Origin of the sequence: Roseovarius albus, assembly GCF_900172335.1 — a bacterium.
Lineage (GTDB): Bacteria > Pseudomonadota > Alphaproteobacteria > Rhodobacterales > Rhodobacteraceae > Roseovarius > Roseovarius albus.
Genome location: NZ_FWFX01000005.1, coordinates 129,299 through 150,554 on the forward strand (window position 1 = coordinate 129,299; position 21,256 = coordinate 150,554).

The window sequence follows — 21,256 nt, forward strand, 5'->3', positions numbered from 1 at the left end:
GTTTCACGTGAAACATTTTGATGTGATTGTAATTGGTGGCGGACACGCCGGCACCGAAGCGGCACACGCCTCTGCTCGGATGGGTGTGAAAACCGCACTTGTGACTCTGACGTTCGATTCCATTGGTGTTATGTCCTGTAACCCTGCAATTGGCGGCTTGGGTAAGGGGCATTTAGTACGTGAGATTGATGCGTTTGACGGAGTAATGGGTAGAGTTGCCGATAAGGCTGGCATCCAGTTTAGGCTTTTAAATCGTCGAAAGGGGCCAGCGGTTCAGGGGCCAAGGGCACAGTCAGACCGTAAGATTTACCGCGAAGCTATGCAGTTTGAGATAGCCCAACAAAAAAAATTGGAAGTTCTCGAAGGTGAAGCGACGGATCTTCTGGTAAAAAGTGGAAAAGTTTACGGTATTAAGCTGGATGATGAGCATGAAGTTCTGGCGGATGCTGTTGTATTAACAACTGGAACATTTTTGCGGGGCGTTGTTCATATAGGGGATACTTCTTACCCTGGCGGCCGAATGGGGGATAAACCGTCTGTTCGCTTGGCGGAGCGCATGGATGAATTTGGAATAGATTTTGGACGTTTGAAAACTGGCACACCGCCGCGTCTGGATGGAGCGACGATTAAATGGGACGAGTTGGAATGCCAGCCTGGTGATGATGATCCGACCTTCTTCTCATTTTTCACTAAAGCAGCAGAAGCGAAGCAAATCTCTTGCGGAATAACGCATACGAATGAAAAGACTCATGAGATCGTCCGGGAGAATCTGGAACGTTCTGCGATGTATGGTGGTCACATTGACGGTGTTGGCCCGCGTTACTGTCCATCAATTGAAGATAAGATTGTTAGATTTGCAGATAAAACATCTCATCAGATCTTTCTTGAACCAGAAAGCCTGTCTGATTCCGTGATATATCCTAACGGAATTTCAACCTCGTTGCCCGTTGAGGTTCAGAATGATTATGTTCATTCAATAAAGGGATTAGAAGAAACAACAATTTTGCAGCCGGGATATGCGATCGAATATGACTATGTTGATCCACGCTCGCTCTCGCTCTCGCTTGAACTCAAAGGTGTCGAGAATCTATATCTAGCGGGTCAAATAAATGGAACCACAGGATATGAAGAGGCAGGGGCGCAAGGTCTGGTGGCGGGTTTAAATGCGGCTCTGAAATCTCAAGGGAAAGACCCTTGCACCTTTAGTCGATCTGAAAGCTATATTGGTGTGATGATTGATGATTTGACAACCCGTGGCGTGGCTGAGCCATACCGAATGTTTACCTCGCGGGCGGAGTTTCGATTGTCGTTGAGGGCAGATAACGCGGATCAAAGACTTACACCGCTGGCGATAGGGCTGGGCTGCGTAAGTGAAGAAAGAAAGGCGTTTTTTGGCGAGAAGAGTGAGCGTTTGAAATCTGGTATGGAGTTATTGGGTTCCAAACAATTTACACCAAAGCAGGCCAAAGAAGCTGGGTTAGATATAAATCAAGACGGCACGAAACGGACCGCGTTTAATCTGTTGGCGTTTCCGAATCTCAGCTTTGAAGACTTGCTTCCGCTGGATCCCGATCTTGAACAAGTTGATCAGGAAACGCGTGATCAGCTATCCAAAGACGCACTTTATGCGAATTACATCAAGCGTCAGGCGCGAGACATGGAGTTGGTGAAAAAAGACGAACAGATTAGCATACCTGAGGATTTTAATTTTTCCGCGATTAATGGACTGTCGAACGAATTGGTGCTGAAGCTAACAAATGCGAAGCCGGAAAACCTTGCAAAGGCGGCGCAAACTGACGGTATGACGCCTGCCGGCCTTACCTTGATTCTGGGCGCATTGAAGCGTTGGGTCCGGGAAAAGTCGGCCTGATGAATAGAGTTCAAGTAGATGTTTCACGTGAAACAAAGCAGCGTTTGGATGTTTATCTTGAGCTCCTCAAAAAATGGAACTCAAAGATAAACCTCGTGTCGCCCAAGACAATAGATGATGCTTGGAATAGGCATTTTGTAGACTCGTTTCAAATTCACCAAATTGCTGATTGTACCGGGAAGAAGTGGGTGGATGTCGGATCCGGTGCCGGGTTTCCTGGACTGGTTGCAGCTATCGCCGGGATGGATAGCGATAATCCTAATCAGATTACATTGATTGAAAGCGATATGCGTAAGTGTATGTTTTTAAGAACAGTTATTAGGGAAATTAACGCACCGGTACAAGTTATCAATGATCGCATCGAAAAGGTTCCAGCTCTGAAAGCAGATGTCATATCAGCGCGGGCCCTTGCAGATCTTAATTCCTTGATTGGTTACGCTGCTCATCACTTGGATAAAGGTGGAATAGCTCTTTTTCCCAAGGGAAAAAATTGGCAAGCTGAGCTTGAAGAAGCAGAATCGAACTGGACCTTCGGGTACACCACATACGACAGTCAGACGGACTCCGGGTCTGTCATTATGAGTATCACAGGAATTCAACATGTCTGATCCATTGCGTGTAGATGCCCCTAAGATCATCGCAGTCGCGAACCAAAAAGGTGGCGTAGGCAAAACCACCACTGCCATCAATCTCGCCGCTGCTTTGGCAGAGCAGGGATGTCAGGTACTAATTGTTGATCTTGATCCTCAGGGAAATGCGTCTACGGGTTTGGGCATAGAAAGGGCGGATCGTGATGTCACGACATATGATCTGCTTGTGGATGACGCGCCCCTCGAAGAAGCAATCCAAAGCTTGGATATTCAGAACCTGCGGATTATCCCAGCCAATGTTGATCTGAGCTCTGCAGATATTGAATTGATTTCAAATGAAAAAAGAAGTTTTCTCCTGCATGATGCCTTACGCCAGCCTGCAATCGATGCGTACGACTTTGATTATGTCCTGATCGATTGTCCGCCGTCGCTAAATTTGCTAACGGTGAATGCAATGGTTGCGGCTCATTCTGTATTGGTTCCGCTACAAAGTGAGTTTTTTGCGCTAGAAGGCCTATCGCAGTTAATGCTCAGTATTCGTGAAGTACGACAAACCGCCAACACAAACCTCAGGATCGAGGGAATTGTGCTTACAATGTTCGATTCGCGAAACAATTTGTCAAACCAGGTCGAACAGGATGCGCGCGATAACCTAGGGGATCTGGTATTTAAAACTTGCGTACCCAGAAATGTCAGGGTGAGTGAGGCACCTTCTTTTGCTCTGCCTGTTTTGGAGTACGATCCCATGTCCAAAGGGGCACAGGCTTATCGGGCATTGGCGAAAGAATTGATGTCAAATCAGGTTGCGAAATAGGGGACATAACATGGCTAAGAAGAGCAAACAAAGGGGTCTTGGACGCGGATTATCTGCATTGATGGCAGATGTGGTCGAAGATAACGCTGTCAGCGCCGCCCAAGATCCAAAGCAGCCCGATATCCTGGTGCCGATTGAAAAGGTACAGCCAAACCCCGATCAGCCGCGGCGCATGTTTGATGAAGAAAAGCTGCAAGAACTCGCCGCATCAATTCGTGAAAAGGGCGTTATTCAGCCCATTATCGTTCGTAAACACCCGGAAATAAATGAAATTTACGAAATTGTCGCTGGTGAGCGCCGATGGCGCGCATCACAAATAGCACAACGTCATGATATCCCGGTTTTGGTACGAGAATTTACCAATACCGAGGTCCTGGAGGTCGCGATTATCGAGAATGTCCAGCGCGCGGACCTGAATGCGATGGACGAAGCCTTGGGCTATAATCAACTGATGGATCGTTTCGGCCATACCCAAGAAAAACTCGCTGAGGTATTGGGTAAAAGTCGGAGTCATATTGCCAATTCTGTCCGTTTGCTGAACCTTCCGAACGAAGTTCAAACTTATGTCCGCGAAGACCGCCTTTCCGCAGGTCATGCCCGTGCTTTGATTACGTCAGAAGATCCCGCAACTTTGGCCCGCCAAATTATCAAAAAAGGCCTCTCCGTCCGCGATGCAGAGAAGATTGCTAAATCATCTCAATCAGATGGAGAAACCAAAAAGGCCAAGTTGCGTACTCAACCGGCCAAAGATGCAGATACAAAAGCTCTAGAAAGCGATCTGGCTGCAAACTTGGGTATGAAGGTCAGTCTCAATCACAAGCCTGGTCAAGAAAAAGGTCAGCTGGTGATTTCTTATGACAGCTTTGATCAGCTCGATACGATTTGCGGGATTCTGACCCGACCACTTTAATCGCGGAAAAGCTCAGCCGTGACAGCATTGAGTAGTGTGCGCCCTTTTGGTGTGACGCTAAGGCGATTATTCGCATGGTCGACCATGCCTAGATCTTGCATGTTTTTGATATTCTCTGGTCTCAAGGGATAGCCTGAAATTTCTTCATAGCGCACAAGATCTATGCCCTCTGTTAGGCGTAGGCCCATCATCAAGTATTCTTGCGCTTGCTCAACAGTTGAGATTTTGGCGAAGTGTTGTTCGGTCTCTCCGGAACTTGCCTTCTCCAGCCATTCTTCGGGGGAGTGATGGGCTTCTGTTAAAAATCGCTGGCCATTCAGTGTAATGCGACCATGTGCACCAGGGCCGACTCCGATATAATCGCCGTAGCGCCAATAGATCAGATTGTGTCGGGATTCCGAGCCGGGCAGGGCAAAGTTTGACACTTCATAGTTTTGAAACCCGGCCTTTTGGCAAAGTGCGCGCGTGACTTCAAACATGTCTGCGCTTTGATCATCATCAGGTAGACCTCGTAGTTTTCCGGACAAAAATCGATCAGCAAAGGCGGTGCCATCTTCGATGGTCAATTGATACAATGACAGATGATCACCTGCCAGCGTAAGCGCTTGTTTTAGCTCGACTTCCCAGTCTGACTGGCTTTGATCTTGCCGCGAATAGATCAAATCAAAATTGACCCGAGAAAAATGGGTTTTCGCAATCTCCAGTGCGCGTAGGGCCTCATCGGCTGAATGAAGTCGTCCTAAACGTTTTAGATCTTGGTCATTGAGCGCCTGCACACCAAGAGAGACCCGATTCACTCCAGCCAACGCATATTCTTTGAAACGATCAGCTTCTACGGAGTTTGGATTGGCTTCGAGCGTGATTTCAACATCGTTGGCGAGGGTCCAATGGGACTGGACTTTGTCCAAAATTCCATAAACGAGTTCGGGCTCCATCAGGCTCGGTGTGCCGCCACCCAAATAAATCGAATTCAGCAAGCGGTTAGGGAGCAGGCCTGCGTAGCGCTCGATCTCACTCAAATAAGCCTTTAACCAAATGCGCTGGTTAATCGTTTGTCGAACATGACTGTTAAAATCACAGTACGGGCATTTGGCCTGACAAAAGGGCCAGTGAAGGTAGAGGCCAAAGCCCCCGTTGTGCCAGTCTTCAGGCAAAGCAACCGCCAACCAGTTTTTCGAAGGCGCGTGCGCGGTGGCTGATCGTGTTTTTGGCTTCGGCATCCATTTCGGCAAAGGTCAGGCTGTGACCATCAGGTTGAAAGATCGGGTCATAGCCATGGCCCAATTCGCCGCGCATTGGCCAGACGAATTCGCCGTCAACTGTACCTGGAAAAACCTCGTCATGACCATCGGGCCAGGCCAGCACCAAAGTACAGCAAAACCGCGCTTTCCAAGGCTGTGGCGCGCCATTCTTTAATAACAGATCATGGGCCTTTTCCATTGCCATGGTGAAATCACGACCAGTCTCTGTTTCAGCCCAATCCGCCGTATATACGCCCGGTGCGCCATTCAATGGCAGAATTTCTATCCCTGAATCATCTGACAGTGCGGGCAGGCCAGAGGCTTTGGCTGCGCTATGGGCTTTGATCCGGGCGTTACCGACAAAGGTTGCCTCGATTTCTTCCGGCTCACTCAGCCCTTTTTCGGCGGCGCCAATAACCTGAACGCCAAAGGGCTGAATGAGATCAGCGATTTCTGCAAGCTTCCCCGCATTATGGGTGGCCACCAGCAGCGTATCGTCGGTAAACTTACGCATTGGTGGCCTGCATTTGTGCGGCGACCAGTTCGTCCACGCCTTTCTCAGCCAGATCCATTAGCTGGTTCATCTGGTCGCGGCTGAAAACGGATCCTTCTGCGCTCATTTGGATTTCAATTAGTTTCTTGGAGCCAGTCATGATGAAGTTACCGTCGACACCGGCATCGCTGTCTTCTGGGTAATCCAGATCCAGAACCGGCTGCCCGGCGTAGATACCGCAAGACACTGCAGCAACAGGATCAACAAGGGGATCTGAGGTGATATCACCAGCCTTGAGTAGTTTGTTGACAGCCAAACGCAGCGCCACCCAACCCCCGGTGATCGAAGCACAGCGCGTTCCGCCATCGGCTTGAATAACATCGCAGTCAACGGTGATCTGACGCTCGCCCATCGCAACGCGGTCAACGCCAGCGCGCAGAGAACGACCGATAAGACGTTGAATTTCGACGGTACGACCGCCTTGTTTGCCAGCCGTGGCCTCGCGGCGCATGCGCGACGTCGTTGAACGTGGTAACATCCCGTATTCGGCGGTAACCCAACCCAGGCCGGAGCCTTTGATAAACGGAGGTACGCGGTCCTCGATGGTGGCGGTGCAAAGAACATGCGTGTCGCCAATACGGATCATGCAGGACCCTTCAGCGTGTTTGGTGACATTGGTCTCAATCGAAACCGCTCGCATTTCATCAAGTTTTCGTCCTGAGGGGCGCATGATCAATCCTTTTTCTATTGGCTTGGGCAATACAGGGGAGCATGGGGAAATGGCAAGCCTGATTGACCTTTTTGAATTCCCGTCTTTAATGGTTCACCGAGGAAGATAATGAATCAAATGGCAAACGCGAGCAAACTTCTGGATGAGTTGAACGAGCGGTCGCGCGAGGTTTTCCGCCGCGTGGTCGAATCTTATCTTGAGACGGGTGATCCGGTTGGGTCACGTACTTTAACACGTGGACTCAGTGAAAATGTCAGCGCCGCCACCATCCGTAATGTCATGCAGGATCTGGAATATCTTGGCTTGCTTGATAGTCCGCATGTCAGTGCGGGTAGGGTGCCAACGGAAAATGGCCTTCGCTTGTTCGTTGATGGTCTGCTCGAGGTGAATGATCTTCAGGTTAAAGACCGCGAGATGATTGATGCGACGGTTGGAGCGAACACGCCTGACGTTCAAACCGCACTTGATCGGGTAGGCGCAGCGCTGTCTGGTGTGACGCAAGGGGCATCGCTGGTTTTGGCACCAAAGCACGAAGCACCGATCAAACATATCGAATTTGTGGGGCTAGGTGCGGACCGGGCCTTGGTGGTTTTGGTGTTTGCAGATGGTCATGTTGAAAACCGAGTGTTCACACCGCCGCCCGGCTACACACCAAGTGCGATGCGCGAAGCGACGAATTTCATCAATGCCCTGATCGACGGCAAGACATTGACGGACATCCGGCGGGATATTACGGCGCAAATCTCGAAGCGTCGGCAAGAGATCGACAAACTCTCAAGCGACATGGTCGAAAGCGGTTTAGCGATCTGGGATGACGAAGACGAACATCATGAGCGTCTGATAGTGCGCGGTCGGTCGAATCTGCTTCATTCAGATGCTGCTGCGGAAGAGCTTGACCTGATTAAAACCCTGTTTGATGATCTTGAGCGCAAGCGTGATATCGCTGAATTCCTCGAATTGACCGAAGAAGGAGAGGGGGTACGCATTTTTATTGGCTCTGAGAACAAACTTTTTTCACTTTCGGGTTCCTCTTTGGTGGTGTCTCCATATATGAACTCTGATCGTAAGATCGTTGGTGCGGTGGGAATCATTGGCCCGACGCGTTTGAACTACGGAAGAATCGTGCCGATTGTGGATTATACGGCGCAGTTGGTTGGCAAGCTGATCGCCGACCGAAGCTAGAGGTGAGAGATGGCTGAGACGCAAGAAGAAGAATTTCTCGACGATATCGAACAGGCCGAGGCCGAAGAAGAAGAGATCAACATTGAAGAGATCTCAGACGAAGAAGCAGAGATTGATACCCTGAGGGCCGAACGTGATGCCTTTCAGGATAAATTTATGCGCGCACTGGCAGATGCCGAAAATGCCCGCAAACGATCTGAAAAAGACCGTCGCGAAGCTGAAAACTATGGTGGTTCACGTTTAGCGCGTGACATGTTGCCAGTATTTGACAACATGAAACGCGCCGTTGATTCCGTAACCGAAGATCAAAAAGAAATTGCTTCTGCTCTGATCGAAGGTGTGGAACTGACCATGCGCGAGCTGCTGAATGTTTTCCAAAAGCATGGAGTGCGGATGATTTCACCTGAAGTGGGTGATCGATTTGACCCCAACGAACACGAAGCGATGTTCGAAGCCCCGGTTCCGGGCACCAAAGCGGGTGAAATCATTCAGGTCTCGGCACAGGGTTTCATGTTGCACGACCGAATCCTGCGCCCGGCGCAGGTTGGGGTGTCTTCCAACACCGGCTCTTAGTTCAGTAGAACTTTGAAGATCGGCGCAGTGTGTAAATTCACCTGCGCCGATTTCCGTTTAGCGACAGTAGGCCCCATTTCCATGGCGCGCGATGTCAAAGTGGAAATGATCCCTGTGATGCGCGTCAGAGTTCGGCCCTAGAACGGTGCCAAAGGGTTTGCCGCAGGCCGATTTGTGCATCTTTTTCAAGATGCGACCGTACTTGCCTTTGCCCCAGTGCTGTTTGACAGAAATCTCGGATCCATCCCTCAGGCGGAAGCCAGAGATATCAATCGCATTGCCCTTGGCGTGTTCAGACAGTTTCGCGCCGGCTTGATGATTGCGTGTACGGCACGCGTAATGCGCAGCAACTTGAATTTGTGCCACACCACCGCCAGTATTGCCAACGGCTTTCTGCATACCTTTACCTATCCAAGATTTCATGCCCTTTGCCGTTTCACAACGCATCAAAGAAGGTTGGCTGAGCAAAATCCCATTGATTGAACTGACGCGAACGCCGTTATCAAACCCACACCCGCCGCCTCCGTGAACTTTGCCGACAAGTTCGCCCCGAATGTCCGGGTCTCCACAAACTGACCCCATGCTTCTTAATGGGTTAGAGTTTTGTGACCCAGAACAACTGCTTAACAGAACAGCCGCAATCAAGATGGCGTGGCGCTTCATTTAGACCCTCCTCGGCCAAAGTCCGGTGCAGAGGTATCCTGACCAGCTTCGATAATCCCCCGCCGAATGGCACGTGTGCGGGTAAAATAATCATGCAGATGCGCGCCATCATCTGTTCGGATGGCACGCTGCAAGGCAAAGAGCTCTTCGGTGAAGCGTCCCAGAATTTCCAATGTGGCATCTTTGTTTGACAAAAATACGTCACGCCACATGGTTGGGTCAGAGGCGGCAATCCGGGTGAAATCCCGAAAACCAGCGGCTGAGTACTTTACCACCTCAGAATCTGTGACACGCCGCAGATCATCGGCCACACCCACCATTGTGTAGGCTATCAGGTGCGGCACGTGGCTGGTGACAGCCAGAACCCGATCATGATGATCCGCATCCATACGTTCGGTCAGGCTGCCCATGCCCTGCCAAAGCTTTTCAACGTTCTCACAGGCGGTTTCATCCGACCCCTCAACCGGGACAATCAGACACCAACGGTTATCAAACAGTTCGGCGAAGCCTGAACGCGGTCCTGAATGTTCAGTTCCAGCCAAAGGGTGCGCTGGGACGAAATGAACACCCTTTGGCAAATAAGGCGTGACCGCACTGATGACTTCACGTTTTACAGATCCAACATCGCTCACCGTTGTACCGGGCTTCAAAGCGGGTGCAATCTCTGCTGTGACGGCACCCATGACGCCAACCGGCACACACAACACAACCAGATCTGCGCCTGCTACAGCCGCTACAGCGGTATCACAGATACGATCACAGAGGCCGATTTCTCGTGCAGTTTGTCGCGTTTCTTCGGATCTGGCAAAGCCGACAACTTCGTTTGCCAGCCCGGCGCGTTTTATTGCCCAGTACATGGAGGAGGCGATTAAACCCAAACCGATCAGGGCGACGCGATTATATATGACTGTCATACGCTGTCTCCCATAAACTGACCGATCGCATGAGCTACACGTCTACACGAGGGTTCATCCCCGATGGTAATACGCAAACAATTCGGCAAGTTATACCCGCCCACACACCGGACGATCAGCCCTTCGGATTTGAGGTGCTCATTGCAGGCTTCAGCCGTGGCCTGATCAGCAAATCGGGCCAGAATGAAGTTTGCGCAAGAGGTATCAGATGGAACACCGTGACCGGCCAGCGCTTCGGCCAGCCAGGCGCGCAGACGAGTGTTGTCCGTCCGGCATTTCTCGGCCCAAACGGTATCGCGTACGGCCGCCTCGGCCGCCGCAATCCCGGCCTGTGACAAGTTAAATGGACCGCGCACGCGATTGAGCACGTCAATGACGTGCTGTGGTCCATAACCCCAGCCGATCCGCAAGCCACCTAGACCGTAGAGCTTGGAAAACGTACGGGTCATCACAACATTCTGGCGCTGCTCAATCACGCGAACGCCACCGTCATACCCTTCGACATATTCAGCATACGCGCCGTCCAGAACCAACAAAACTTGCGGGGGCAAAGCGTCAGCCAAACGCGTAATTTCACCATCGCCAATCATAGTTCCAGTTGGATTGTTTGGATTGGCGATAAACACAAGCTTTGTGTTCTCGGTGCAGGCTGCGAGAATAGAATCCACATCCGTCACGCGGTCCCGTTCACGCACCTCAACCGGCTTGGCACCAGCGGCCAGCGCGCTAATCCGGTACATGGCAAACCCGTGTTCCGTGTAAATCACCTCATCGCCCGAGCCTGCATAAGCCTGACATAGAAAGGCAATGATCTCATCACTTCCGGCACCACAGATCACGCGCGCCGGATCAACAGCATGGATTTCCCCAATCGCATTGCGCAGCGATGAATGATCAGAAGAAGGATACCGATGCAATTCAAAGGCCGCTTTGGTAAAGGCATCTTTTGCCGCGTCCGAGGGGCCAAACGGGTTCTCGTTCGAGCTGAGCTTGACGACGTTTGACACACCTTCAACATGCGACGCCCCGCTTTGATACAAAGCGATGTCCATGATCCCTGGTTGGGGGGTGATCTTTGTCATGGCAGTTACTCCTTCGCAGGTTTTCTAGCGGGGGGTTTCCATCTTGGCCAGCGGCAAAAGAAAAGGCCGCGGCGGTTTCCCGTCGCGGCCCTTGGCAGAAATAGCGAGATGCTTAGTTCTGCGCGTAGAATTCGATGACGAGGTTCGGTTCCATGATCACTGGATAAGGCACGTCGGCCAGACCAGGTGTACGAACGAATGTTGCGGTCATTTTAGAATGATCGGTTTCGATGTAGTCAGGAACGTCGCGCTCAGCCAGTTGAACGGCTTCCAGCAGAACAGCCAGTTGCTTGGAGCGATCACGCACTTCAATCACATCACCTTCTTTAACACGGTAAGAAGGGATGTTGACGCGCTGACCGTTTACTTTGACGTGGCCGTGGTTCACAAACTGGCGCGCGGCAAACATGGTTGCAACGAATTTGGCGCGGTAAACAACCGCGTCCAGACGACGCTCCAGCAGACCGATCAGGTTTTCACCTGTATCGCCTTTGACACGCTCGGCTTCTTTGTAAACGCGACGGAATTGCTTCTCTGTCAGGTCGCCATAGTAGCCTTTCAGTTTCTGCTTGGCGCGCAGCTGCAGACCAAAGTCAGACAGTTTACCCTTGCGGCGCTGACCGTGCTGGCCGGGGCCATATTCACGACGGTTTACTGGTGATTTTGGACGACCCCAGATGTTTTCGCCCATCCGGCGGTCAATTTTGTATTTGGCAGCAGTTCTTTTTGTCATCTGCTGATCTCCTTCGTTTAGGTTTCGAAGGGCGTTGTCCTCTCTTCGGATTTTGCCGAAGTGACAGGGTTCCTCTTGCGAGGTCCACCAACACCAATGAAAGCGCGCTTATACAGGGGTTTTGAGCAGAGTCAAGCGACGCTTCGCCCCCATTTTCATTGTTAAAAATTGAGGTGTTGCTTGGTGCAAATATGTCTCGATTATCAAGGAATATTCTAGATAGGCCCCCTGCGTATGTGCGCTTATGACGCGGGCATGACAAATATTGCCGGTTTGCAGCCTTCACTTATCCGATCGGGCGCGTATTTATTGCGCTAGCGCGCAACAAAAGCCAAGGGCCATTATCATGAGCACCGATCCTCTCGTCGTCTTTACCCCATCTGGTAAACGCGGTCACTTTCCTGTTGGTACTCCAGTTCTGACTGCGGCCCGGCAATTGGGTGTAGATCTCGATTCGGTTTGTGGTGGGCGCGGGATCTGCTCAAAATGCCAGATCACACCCAGCTATGGTGAATTTCCCAAACACGGTGTGACTGTTGCGGATGACGCGCTGTCTGAATGGAACGCGGTTGAGCAGCGCTATGATGACAAACGTGGATTGAAACCCGGTCGCCGTCTGGGGTGCCAGGCAACAGTTCAGGGCGATATCGTTATCGATGTTCCGCCTGAAAGCCAGGTCCACAAACAGGTGGTGCGCAAGGCGGCGTCGGCTCGCGCAATCCAGATGGATCCGGCCACACGTCTGTTTTTTGTCGAGGTGGACGAGCCCGATATGCACGAACCCACCGGCGATCTGGAGCGGCTGGAGCGTGCCCTACGTGATCAGTGGGAAATTGAAAGCATCACGGCTGACGTGACTTTGCTGTCAAAACTTCAGCCGGTATTGCGCAAAGGCAAGTTTCAAGTCACCGTCGCGCTGAACAAGGCACATGATGACTCCATTGCGCGTGTTATCGACATTTGGCCTGGCCTGCACGAGGCTGGCCTGTACGGTTTGGCTATTGACCTTGGCTCTACGACGGTTGCTGCTCACCTGACTGATTTGGAAACGGGAGAGGTTAAAGCCTCATCCGGCATCATGAACCCACAGATCCGCTTTGGCGAAGACCTGATGAGCCGGGTCAGCTATTCGATGATGAACCCGGGCGGTGACAAGGAAATGACCGCTGCCGTGCGCGATGCCATCAATACTCTGGCCGAAGAAATCGCCAAAGAGGCCGAGATTGACGCCGCGCTGATTGTCGAAGTTGTCTTTGTGTGTAACCCGGTCATGCACCACCTGCTGTTGGGTATCGATCCTGTGGAACTGGGTCAGGCACCCTTTGCGCTGGCCACATCCGAAAGCCTGTCGCTTGAAGCACGCGATCTGGACCTGACTGCCATCAACCGTCGGGCTCGTACCTATATTCTGCCCTGTATTGCAGGACACGTTGGTGCCGACTGTGCCGCGGTTGCACTTTCTGAGGAGCCCGGCAAATCCGAGGATCTGGCTCTGATCGTGGACGTGGGCACAAATGCCGAAATTCTGCTGGGCGACAAAGAGCGGGTTCTAGCGTGCTCTTCCCCAACCGGCCCCGCCTTTGAGGGAGCGCAGATCAGTTCTGGCCAGCGTGCCGCTCCCGGTGCGATTGAGGCGATCAGGATTGATCCCGAAACCAAAGAACCGCGGTTCCGCGTGATTGGGTGCGAACTTTGGTCGGATGAAGATGGTTTTGATGAGGCGACTGCGACAACCGGGATTACCGGGATTTGTGGCTCCGGCATAATCGAAGCGGTAGCTGAGTTGCGTATTGCCGGGTTGATGGATGACAGTGGCCTGATCGGGTCTGAGGCGCAAACCGGAACCGGCCGCTGCGTTCCTGAAGGGCGCACCAATTCCTATCTGGTTCATGATTCCAGCGCTGAAGGCGGCCCTCGTATAACTGTCACCCAAGGTGACATCCGTGCTATTCAGCTTGCAAAATCAGCGCTTTATGCTGGGGCACGTTTGTTGATGGATCAACGTGGTGTCGATAAGGTTGATCGCGTTGTGCTGGCCGGTGCTTTCGGGGCGCACATCAGTTCATTGCATGCCATGGTGCTGGGGATGATCCCAGATGTGCCACTCGATAAAGTCATGAGTGCAGGTAACGCCGCCGGTACCGGTGCGCGGATTGCTCTGTGTAACATTGCTGCCCGGAAAGAGATCGAACGCGTTGTACGAGAAATCACCAAGGTAGAAACCGCGATCGAGCCGAAGTTTCAGGACCACTTTGTTGCGGCCAATGCGATCCCGCACAAAACCGACCCCTTCCCAGAACTGGCAAAAATCACCAACCTGCCGAACCCATCGTTTAACACACAAGGGGATTCCGGTGGGGATGATGGCGGCCGCCGCCGTCGTCGTCGCCGCGGTTGAGTTAGCCTAGCAAAAAAGCCCCGTGAACTTCACGGGGCTTTTTCATAGGTTACTAGATCTAATTACCCAATCTTACATGCCGCCAAAACAGCCATGTTCAGAATGTCGTTTGCTGTCGCGCTGGTGGGACACAGCTGAATAGGCTTGTCGACACCCGACAGGATCGGGCCAATCACTGTGGCCTCTGCCATTTCCTGCATCAATTTAACCGAGATTGATGCTGAGTGGCGAGCAGGTACAACCAATACGTTGGCCGGACCGGTCAGGCGCTGGAACGGATAGCTTTTCTGCGCTTCAGTATTGAGGGCAACATCAACCGTCATCTCACCCTCGAACTCAAAGTCAACGCCACGCTCTTCCAGAACTTGCGGTGCGCGGTGCATTTTTTCTGCCCGCTCAGACCGCGGGTAGCCAAAGGCCGAGAAGGAGACAAAGGCAACACGCGGCTCTAGGCCCAAGTGACGCGCTACTTCGGCGCCGCGTTCGGCGATATTGGCCAGATCTTCCTCGTTTGGCCATTCGTGGACAAGCGTATCGGCAATCAGAACAATCCGGCCCTTGTGCAACAGCGCCGAGACGCCAACGGCACCACTTTCGGCATCAGCGTCAAAGACGTGGTTGATCAACTCCATCACATGGGCAGACTTCCTAGTGGCACCTGTGACCAACCCGTCGCCATGGCCGTGAGCCAGCATCAAGGCTGCAAATACGTGCCGGTCACGTGCGGCTAGGCGGTGTACATCATGCCGGTCAAAACCCTTGCGGCGCAGGCGTTTGTACAAAAACGCCTTGTATTCGCTCAGCCGGTCGGCTTTGGCCGCGTTCATGATTTCAATTTCACGTACGGCATCGCCCAATCCGGCGGCCTCGAGTTTTTCTTTTACATCTTCATCACGACCGATGACGATAGCCTTGCCCAGACCAGAGCGTTGATATTGCACGGCAGCGCGCAAGACGCGGGGATCATCACCTTCAGCAAAGATCATGCGCGCTTGTGAATTGCGCGCGCGGGCATTGATTGACCGCAGGATTGACGCCGTTGGGTCCATCCGCGATTTCAGCGTTTGTTCGTAGGCATCCATATCCACAATTGGGCGACGAGCAGCCCCGGTGTCCATGCAGGCCTTGGCGACCGCTGGTGGAATGGTGTGGATCAAACGCGGGTCAAACGGCGTTGGGATGATGTAGTCACGCCCAAACGACAGTTTTCGACCATAGGCAATATCGACCTCATCAGGAACATCGGCTCGGGCCAGATCAGCCAGCGCGCGGGCGCAAGCGATCTTCATCTCGTCATTGATTGCGCGGGCGTGCACATCCAGTGCCCCACGGAATAGGTATGGAAAGCCCAGAACGTTATTCACTTGGTTGGGATAGTCTGACCGACCCGTGGCAATAATCGCGTCTGGACGAACCTCATGGGCTTCTTCCGGGGTAATTTCGGGGTCTGGATTCGCCATGGCAAAGATCACCGGGCTTTCGGCCATTGCGCTGACCATTTCTTGTGTCACTGCACCCTTGACCGACACACCAAGGAATACGTCCGCTCCTTGCATGGCTTCTTCCAGTGTACGCAGCTCAGTTGAAATCGCGTGGGCAGATTTCCACTGGTTCATACCTTCGGTGCGACCCTGATAGATCACGCCTTTCGTATCGCAAACGATACAGTTGTCATGCTTTGCGCCCATTGATTTGAGCAATTCAATACAGGCAATACCTGCCGCGCCCGCGCCGTTCAGGACGATTTTGACATCTTCGATCTTTTTACCTGAAATATGTAGTGCGTTGAGCAGGCCTGCCGCACAAATAACAGCAGTACCGTGTTGGTCATCATGAAACACCGGGATGTCCATGATTTCCTTTAAGCGCTGTTCAATGATGAAACATTCCGGTGCTTTGATGTCTTCAAGGTTGATGCCACCAAAGGTCGGGCCCATCAGCTTGACGGCCTCAATGAACTTGTCAGGGTCTTCCGTGTCCAATTCGATATCGATGGAGTTCACATCGGCAAAGCGCTTGAACAAAACAGCCTTGCCTTCCATCACCGGCTTTGATCCCAAGGCCCCTAGGTTACCCAATCCCAGAACCGCAGTTCCGTTCGAAATTACCGCTACAAGGTTACCCTTGTTGGTGTAGTCATAAGCTGTTTCTGGGTTTGCGGCGATTTCCTCACATGGCACAGCCACTCCCGGCGAATAGGCCAATGACAGATCGCGCTGGGTGGTCATCGGGACCGTGGCAGCAATCTCGAATTTGCCCGGGGTGGGCTCGATGTGAAACGCAAGGGCTTCTTCGCGGGTGAACTTGGGCTTTGACATGGACCTGACCAGTTTTGGATATGCTATCCTTCCATAGACGGGCTTTGCGAAAGGCTCAACCAAATGCCGGATTTGGCTTTCGTCTGGTCGCATCGGTTTGTAATGTCTGGCATGGCCAAATCAGGGGGTACCACGTGACAACCGGTAAATCAGCTGTAACGCCGATGATGGCGCAGTATCTGGAAATCAAAAGCCGCTATCCGAATGCCCTTCTGTTTTATCGCATGGGTGACTTTTATGAGCTGTTTTTCCACGATGCTGAGGAGGCGGCAGTCGCGCTTGATATTGCGCTAACCAAACGCGGCAAGCATCAGGGAGATGATATCCCGATGTGTGGCGTGCCTTTTCACGCCGCCGAAGGATATTTGCTCACATTGATCCGCAAAGGTTTTCGGGTCGCTGTGTGCGAACAGCTTGAAAGCCCGACCGAGGCGAAAAGGCGTGGAGCGAAGTCTGTCGTTAAGCGCGACGTTGTGCGTCTGGTCACGCCGGGAACACTGACTGAAGAAAGCTTGTTAGAGGCGCGTCGCCACAATTATCTGGCCAGTTTTGCCAATGTACGCGGGGAAACAGCGCTGGCCTGGGTTGATATCTCAACCGGTGCTTTTCATGTCAGTGTAATCCCCGAAGTGCGGCTTGGTCCAGAATTGGCACGCCTGATGCCAAGTGAGTTGATCGTAGCCGAGGGCGATGATCAGACACTGGCAGAAACCGCCGATGAATTTGGCGTTGCTCTGTCGCCCCTAGGTCGCGCGGCTTTTGACAGCACCGGCGGGCAAAAACGACTGTGTGATCTGTTTTCGGTTGGAACGCTTGAGGCCTACGGAAACTTCTCCCGCGCCGAAGTTGCGGCTATGGGGGCGGTGGTTGAATACTTGGAGATTACGCAGAAGGGTAAGCTGCCCCTCTTGCATCCACCTCAACGAGAGGCGCAGGCGCGGGTCTTGCAAATCGATGCGGCCACCCGGCGGAACCTTGAGTTGACCCACGCCCTGTCTGGCGGTCGTTCGGGGTCGCTGATCGGGGTGATGGATCGCACAGTGACGGCGGCTGGTGGCCGATTGTTGGAGCGGCGAATTTCCAGTCCCTCGAGGAAAATTGAGGTAATCCAATCGCGATTAGAGGCCGTTTCCTTTTCCTATGATAATTCTGGGTTTAGTGAGCGAGTTCGCGGGATGTTGCGCAAGGTTCCAGACCTGGACCGCGCCCTGTCACGCCTTTCGATTGACCGTGGCGGACCGCGCGACTTGGCGGCGGTGCGCAATGCGCTGGCTCAGGCAAGTGATCTTCCTGGGTCAACCGATGGCCATGATTTGCCCGAGCTGCTGAAATCAGCGGTGCAGGATCTTATGGGCCACGATGATCTGGTTGATTTGCTGGATAATGCGCTGGTGGATGAGCCGCCGCTTTTGGCGCGAGATGGTGGATTCATCGCGCCCGGCTATGATGAAGAACTGGATGAAGCACGCAAGCTGCGTGATGAAGGCCGCGCTGTCATTGCCGCCATGCAGCAGGAATATGTCGATCTGACAGGCATCCAGTCGCTCAAAGTCAAGCACAACAATGTGCTGGGGTACTTCGTCGAGGTGACAGCAACCCACGCCGACAAGATGCTGTCGGAACCGTTGAGTGATACCTTCAAACACCGCCAGACCACGGCTAATCAGGTGCGTTTTACCACCCTGCCATTGACCGAGATGGAAACGCGGATATTGAATGCGGGTGGGCAAGCGCTGGAAATCGAAAAACGTCTCTATTCTGCCTTAAGCCTCGAAATTTTGAACAAAGCAGCAGAAATTTCTCAAACCGCACGCGCTCTGGCAGAGATAGATTTGGCAACGGCACTGGGGGAATTGGCCCGCAATGAAAACTGGTGCAAGCCGAAGGTTGATGAAAGTCGCGCTTTGGACATCAAAGGTGGCCGTCATCCGGTGGTGGAACAAGCGCTGAAATCACAAAGTGGCGAGCCGTTCATCGCCAATGATTGCCATCTTGGGGACGACAGCGACATCTGGCTGCTGACTGGTCCAAACATGGCAGGTAAGTCGACGTTCTTGCGGCAAAATGCATTGATTGCCCTATTGGCACAAATGGGCAGCTTTGTTCCAGCACAATCAGCTCATATTGGGATTGTCAGCCAGCTCTTCAGCCGCGTTGGCGCGTCTGACGATCTGGCGCGCGGGCGGTCGACCTTTATGGTTGAAATGGTCGAAACTGCCGCGATCCTAAACCAAGCAGATGATCATGCGCTTGTCATTCTTGATGAGATCGGGCGCGGAACAGCGACCTACGATGGCCTGTCTATAGCTTGGGCAACGCTGGAGCATTTGCACGAGGCCAACAAGTGTCGTGCACTGTTTGCCACGCATTATCATGAACTAACCAAGCTTAGTGAAAAGTTAGGACGTGTAGATAATGCGACCGTTTCCGTCAAAGAACACAACGGTGATGTCATATTCCTGCACGAGGTACGACGTGGCGCGGCAGACCGGTCTTATGGGGTTCAGGTGGCGAAACTGGCGGGATTGCCTGCATCTGTTGTCGAGCGGGCACGCGTTGTGTTGGATGCTCTGGAGAAGGGCGAGCGCGAAGGTGGGAGCAAGCGGGATACGTTGATCGATGATCTTCCGCTATTTTCGGCTGCTCCGCCAATGCCAGCTGCTCCGCCCGCCGCGGAAAGCCGGGTTGAAAAGAGATTGGCAGATATTTTGCCGGATGAACTAACGCCTCGGCAGGCGCTCGACCTAATTTACGAGCTAAAGGGATTAAGCGATGAAGATTGACCCGGATCAAGGCATCGTTCTGTCTGATGGTACGCGGCTGTCGGCCAAGCTTTGGTTGCCAGATGAGGCAATAACAGACACTGTTCCGGCCATATTGGAGTATTTGCCTTATCGAAAATCCGATGGCACCGCTGCACGAGATGACACGATGCACCCATGGTTTGCCAGCAATGGCTATGCCTGTTTGCGTGTGGACCGCCGTGGAACAGGAGACAGCGAGGGGCTCTACGATGATGAATATTCCGAACAGGAGTTGAGTGACGGAGTTGAGGTGATCAACTGGATTGCCAGTCAGAGCTGGTGCAACGGAAGTGTCGGGATTCAGGGGATTTCCTGGGGTGGGTTCAATGGCGTACAGCTGGCGGCCCGCGCACCCGAGGCCCTGAAGGCAGTGATCAGTATTGGCACGTCAGTAGATCGTTACAATGATGACATTCATTACAAGGGTGGCATTCAGTTAGGGGAGAATATTGGCTGGGCCGCAACCGCGATGTCATGGTTGTCTATGCCACCTGATGCGGCGTTGTTGGGTCAAGGTAAGGCACGGGAGTTGTGGTTACAGCAACTTGAAAACACACCATTCTTAGCTGAGCGCTGGATGCGCCATGCGGATCGTGATGGCTATTGGAAACACGGGTCAATATGTGAAACCTTTGATGATCTGAAGGCGGCTGTTCTGGTGATCGGTGGGCAGCATGACGGGTATCGCAATGCGATTCTGGGCATGGTCGAGAATCTAAAGTGTCCGGTTCAGGGGATCATGGGGCCGTGGAGCCATAAGTATCCGCATATCAGCACGATTGAACCGTCGATTGACTATCAAAATCTTGCCCTGCGTTGGTGGGATAAGTGGTTGAAAAATATTGGTAATGGTGCGGAGAACGATCCATCCTATCGTGCATATGTTATGGACAGTGTCGCTCCGGATCCATCGCTTGCGGAGCGACCCGGTGATTGGTTTGCCGTGCAGGATTGGAATTTGACACCCAAGAAAAATGCTGTTTTTGCTCTTGGCCGAAATACACTTGGTCGAGGCGAAGCCTTTGAAATTAAAGTAAATACTGACATCTCCTGTGGGCGGGCAAGCGGGGAGTTTTTTCCCTTTGGCTTTGGTCCGGGTGAATTACCAGATGATCAACGTATGGATGATGAACTGTCGGCGTGTTTTGACAGTGAGTCGCTGAACGAAGAACAAATTATCATTGGTTCTCCTATGGTTACGCTGAGGCTTTCGTCTGACAAACCGCGCGGGCAAGTGGTTGCGCGGCTGTGCGATGTGCGGCCAGATGGCAGCAGCATGTTGATCTCACTTGGCATGCTGGATTTGCGTAATTTCGAGAGTTTTGAGGCGAAACAGACTCTGAATCCGGGGCAAGAGATTGATGTAAACCTGTCGTTGGATCAAACCGCCTACCGCGTTCCCAAGGGGCATAAATTGCGGTTGGCCATCAGCGGGAGCTATTGGCCCTTTGCTTGGCCGGAGGGGGATAGTTTCACTTTGACCCTGACAGAAGGGAGTTTGACGTTGCCCGGCGTAAGCCAGGAATTTTGTACAAGTTGTACGTTCTCACCCCCTGTTTCGTACAAAACTCGGCCCTCCAAATACTTGCGCGAGGGTGCTGAATCCAAGACGTGGAGTGAAGATCCGCAAACCGGTGAAATTGTCTTGGAAATTTCCGGGGATCACGGGCGTCAATTGGATGAGGTCTCAGGGTTGATCACAGAAAGTGCGCTAACCGAGCGCTGGAGCATAAAACGCGATTACCCGGCGAGCGCTAAGGTTGAGATGGTCTGGAACCGGTCGATGAAGCGTGACGATTGGGAGGCGTGTACCAAAGTGGTCGCCACTATGCGCGGGCTGAAGGATACCTTCGAGGTGGAGCAAAGCCTGACCGCTTGGGAAAATGACAGTCAGGTGCATGAGAAGTCCTGGTCGGCGTCAATTCCGCGATAGAGTTCTGA

Annotated in this window: 17 protein-coding genes; 9 read left to right on the top strand and 8 right to left on the bottom strand. The window is 52.5% G+C overall.

Features of this window, described 5'->3' with window-relative positions:
• Positions 1–7 precede the first annotated feature (7 nt).
• Genes mnmG through ROA7450_RS09565 form a run of 4 tightly spaced genes read left to right on the top strand, consistent with a single transcriptional unit; the run spans position 8 to position 4,184 of the window.
• The gene (mnmG, locus tag ROA7450_RS09550) at positions 8–1,870 is read left to right on the top strand and encodes a tRNA uridine-5-carboxymethylaminomethyl(34) synthesis enzyme MnmG (RefSeq protein WP_085805635.1); all 1,863 of its coding nucleotides are present in this window, start codon (positions 8–10) and stop codon (positions 1,868–1,870) included.
• Positions 1,870–2,478, top strand: coding sequence for a 16S rRNA (guanine(527)-N(7))-methyltransferase RsmG (rsmG, locus tag ROA7450_RS09555; RefSeq protein WP_085805483.1), 609 nt, complete (start codon positions 1,870–1,872; stop codon positions 2,476–2,478). Before mnmG ends, rsmG begins: the two co-directional genes overlap by 1 nt.
• Positions 2,471–3,274 carry a ParA family protein gene (locus ROA7450_RS09560; protein ID WP_085805484.1) on the top strand — a complete coding sequence of 268 codons (804 nt, stop codon included), beginning with the start codon at positions 2,471–2,473 and terminating at the stop codon, positions 3,272–3,274. Before rsmG ends, ROA7450_RS09560 begins: the two co-directional genes overlap by 8 nt.
• Before the next feature lie 10 nt (positions 3,275–3,284).
• Positions 3,285–4,184, top strand: coding sequence for a ParB/RepB/Spo0J family partition protein (locus tag ROA7450_RS09565; protein ID WP_085805485.1), 900 nt, complete (start codon positions 3,285–3,287; stop codon positions 4,182–4,184).
• Here ROA7450_RS09565 and hemW read toward each other — a convergent pair.
• From hemW to rph, 3 genes are read right to left on the bottom strand one after another with little or no spacing between them, the layout of a single operon-like run.
• Positions 4,181–5,338 (bottom strand): radical SAM family heme chaperone HemW, encoded by a 1,158-nt coding sequence (gene hemW / locus ROA7450_RS09570; RefSeq protein WP_085805636.1) that lies wholly within the window; start codon positions 5,336–5,338, stop codon positions 4,181–4,183. The two genes, ROA7450_RS09565 and hemW, sit on opposite strands and share 4 nt — an antisense overlap.
• Positions 5,331–5,939, bottom strand: coding sequence for an RdgB/HAM1 family non-canonical purine NTP pyrophosphatase (rdgB, locus tag ROA7450_RS09575; protein WP_085805486.1), 609 nt, complete (start codon positions 5,937–5,939; stop codon positions 5,331–5,333). The genes hemW and rdgB overlap by 8 nt, the downstream gene beginning before the upstream one ends.
• Positions 5,932–6,648, bottom strand: a complete 717-nt coding sequence (rph, locus tag ROA7450_RS09580) for a ribonuclease PH (RefSeq protein ID WP_085805487.1) — start codon at positions 6,646–6,648, stop codon at positions 5,932–5,934. The genes rdgB and rph overlap by 8 nt, the downstream gene beginning before the upstream one ends.
• A 117-nt stretch (positions 6,649–6,765) precedes the next feature.
• Here rph and hrcA point away from each other — a divergent pair, with 117 nt between their 5' ends.
• Together hrcA and ROA7450_RS09590 are read left to right on the top strand one after the other, a co-directional pair.
• Complete coding sequence (hrcA, locus tag ROA7450_RS09585) at positions 6,766–7,830, top strand: heat-inducible transcriptional repressor HrcA (RefSeq protein WP_085805637.1); 1,065 nt, start codon at positions 6,766–6,768, stop codon at positions 7,828–7,830.
• 9 nt (positions 7,831–7,839) lie between these two features.
• On the top strand, positions 7,840–8,403 hold the full coding sequence (locus ROA7450_RS09590; RefSeq protein ID WP_085805488.1) for a nucleotide exchange factor GrpE: 564 nt from the start codon (positions 7,840–7,842) through the stop codon (positions 8,401–8,403).
• A 57-nt stretch (positions 8,404–8,460) separates the two neighbouring features.
• On the opposite strand, the gene ROA7450_RS09595 is transcribed toward ROA7450_RS09590, so the two are convergent.
• The 4 genes from ROA7450_RS09595 to rpsD all read right to left on the bottom strand — a co-directional run bounded on the left by ROA7450_RS09595 (position 8,461) and on the right by rpsD (position 11,795).
• Entirely contained in the window at positions 8,461–9,066 is a 606-nt protein-coding gene (locus ROA7450_RS09595; protein WP_085805489.1) for an extensin-like domain-containing protein, read from the bottom strand.
• Positions 9,063–9,980, bottom strand: a complete 918-nt coding sequence (locus ROA7450_RS09600) for a prephenate/arogenate dehydrogenase family protein (protein WP_085805490.1) — start codon at positions 9,978–9,980, stop codon at positions 9,063–9,065. Before ROA7450_RS09600 ends, ROA7450_RS09595 begins: the two co-directional genes overlap by 4 nt.
• Positions 9,977–11,062 carry a histidinol-phosphate transaminase gene (hisC, locus tag ROA7450_RS09605; protein ID WP_085805491.1) on the bottom strand — a complete coding sequence of 362 codons (1,086 nt, stop codon included), beginning with the start codon at positions 11,060–11,062 and terminating at the stop codon, positions 9,977–9,979. Before hisC ends, ROA7450_RS09600 begins: the two co-directional genes overlap by 4 nt.
• 112 nt (positions 11,063–11,174) lie before the next feature.
• On the bottom strand, positions 11,175–11,795 hold the full coding sequence (gene rpsD / locus ROA7450_RS09610) for a 30S ribosomal protein S4 (protein ID WP_085805492.1): 621 nt from the start codon (positions 11,793–11,795) through the stop codon (positions 11,175–11,177).
• Positions 11,796–12,141: 346 nt separating this feature from the next.
• Here rpsD and ROA7450_RS09615 point away from each other — a divergent pair, with 346 nt between their 5' ends.
• Positions 12,142–14,193: an ASKHA domain-containing protein gene (locus ROA7450_RS09615; protein ID WP_085805493.1), complete on the top strand. Its 2,052-nt coding sequence runs from the start codon at positions 12,142–12,144 to the stop codon at positions 14,191–14,193.
• Positions 14,194–14,255: 62 nt separating this feature from the next.
• On the opposite strand, the gene ROA7450_RS09620 is transcribed toward ROA7450_RS09615, so the two are convergent.
• Positions 14,256–16,511 carry an NADP-dependent malic enzyme gene (locus ROA7450_RS09620; protein ID WP_085805494.1) on the bottom strand — a complete coding sequence of 752 codons (2,256 nt, stop codon included), beginning with the start codon at positions 16,509–16,511 and terminating at the stop codon, positions 14,256–14,258.
• 164 nt (positions 16,512–16,675) lie between these two features.
• On the opposite strand from ROA7450_RS09620, the gene mutS reads away from it, so the two are divergent.
• Together mutS and ROA7450_RS09630 are read left to right on the top strand one after the other, a co-directional pair.
• The gene (mutS, locus tag ROA7450_RS09625) at positions 16,676–19,294 is read left to right on the top strand and encodes a DNA mismatch repair protein MutS (RefSeq protein ID WP_085805495.1); all 2,619 of its coding nucleotides are present in this window, start codon (positions 16,676–16,678) and stop codon (positions 19,292–19,294) included.
• Positions 19,284–21,248 (top strand): CocE/NonD family hydrolase, encoded by a 1,965-nt coding sequence (locus ROA7450_RS09630; RefSeq protein ID WP_085805496.1) that lies wholly within the window; start codon positions 19,284–19,286, stop codon positions 21,246–21,248. Before mutS ends, ROA7450_RS09630 begins: the two co-directional genes overlap by 11 nt.
• Positions 21,249–21,256: the final 8 nt, after the last annotated feature.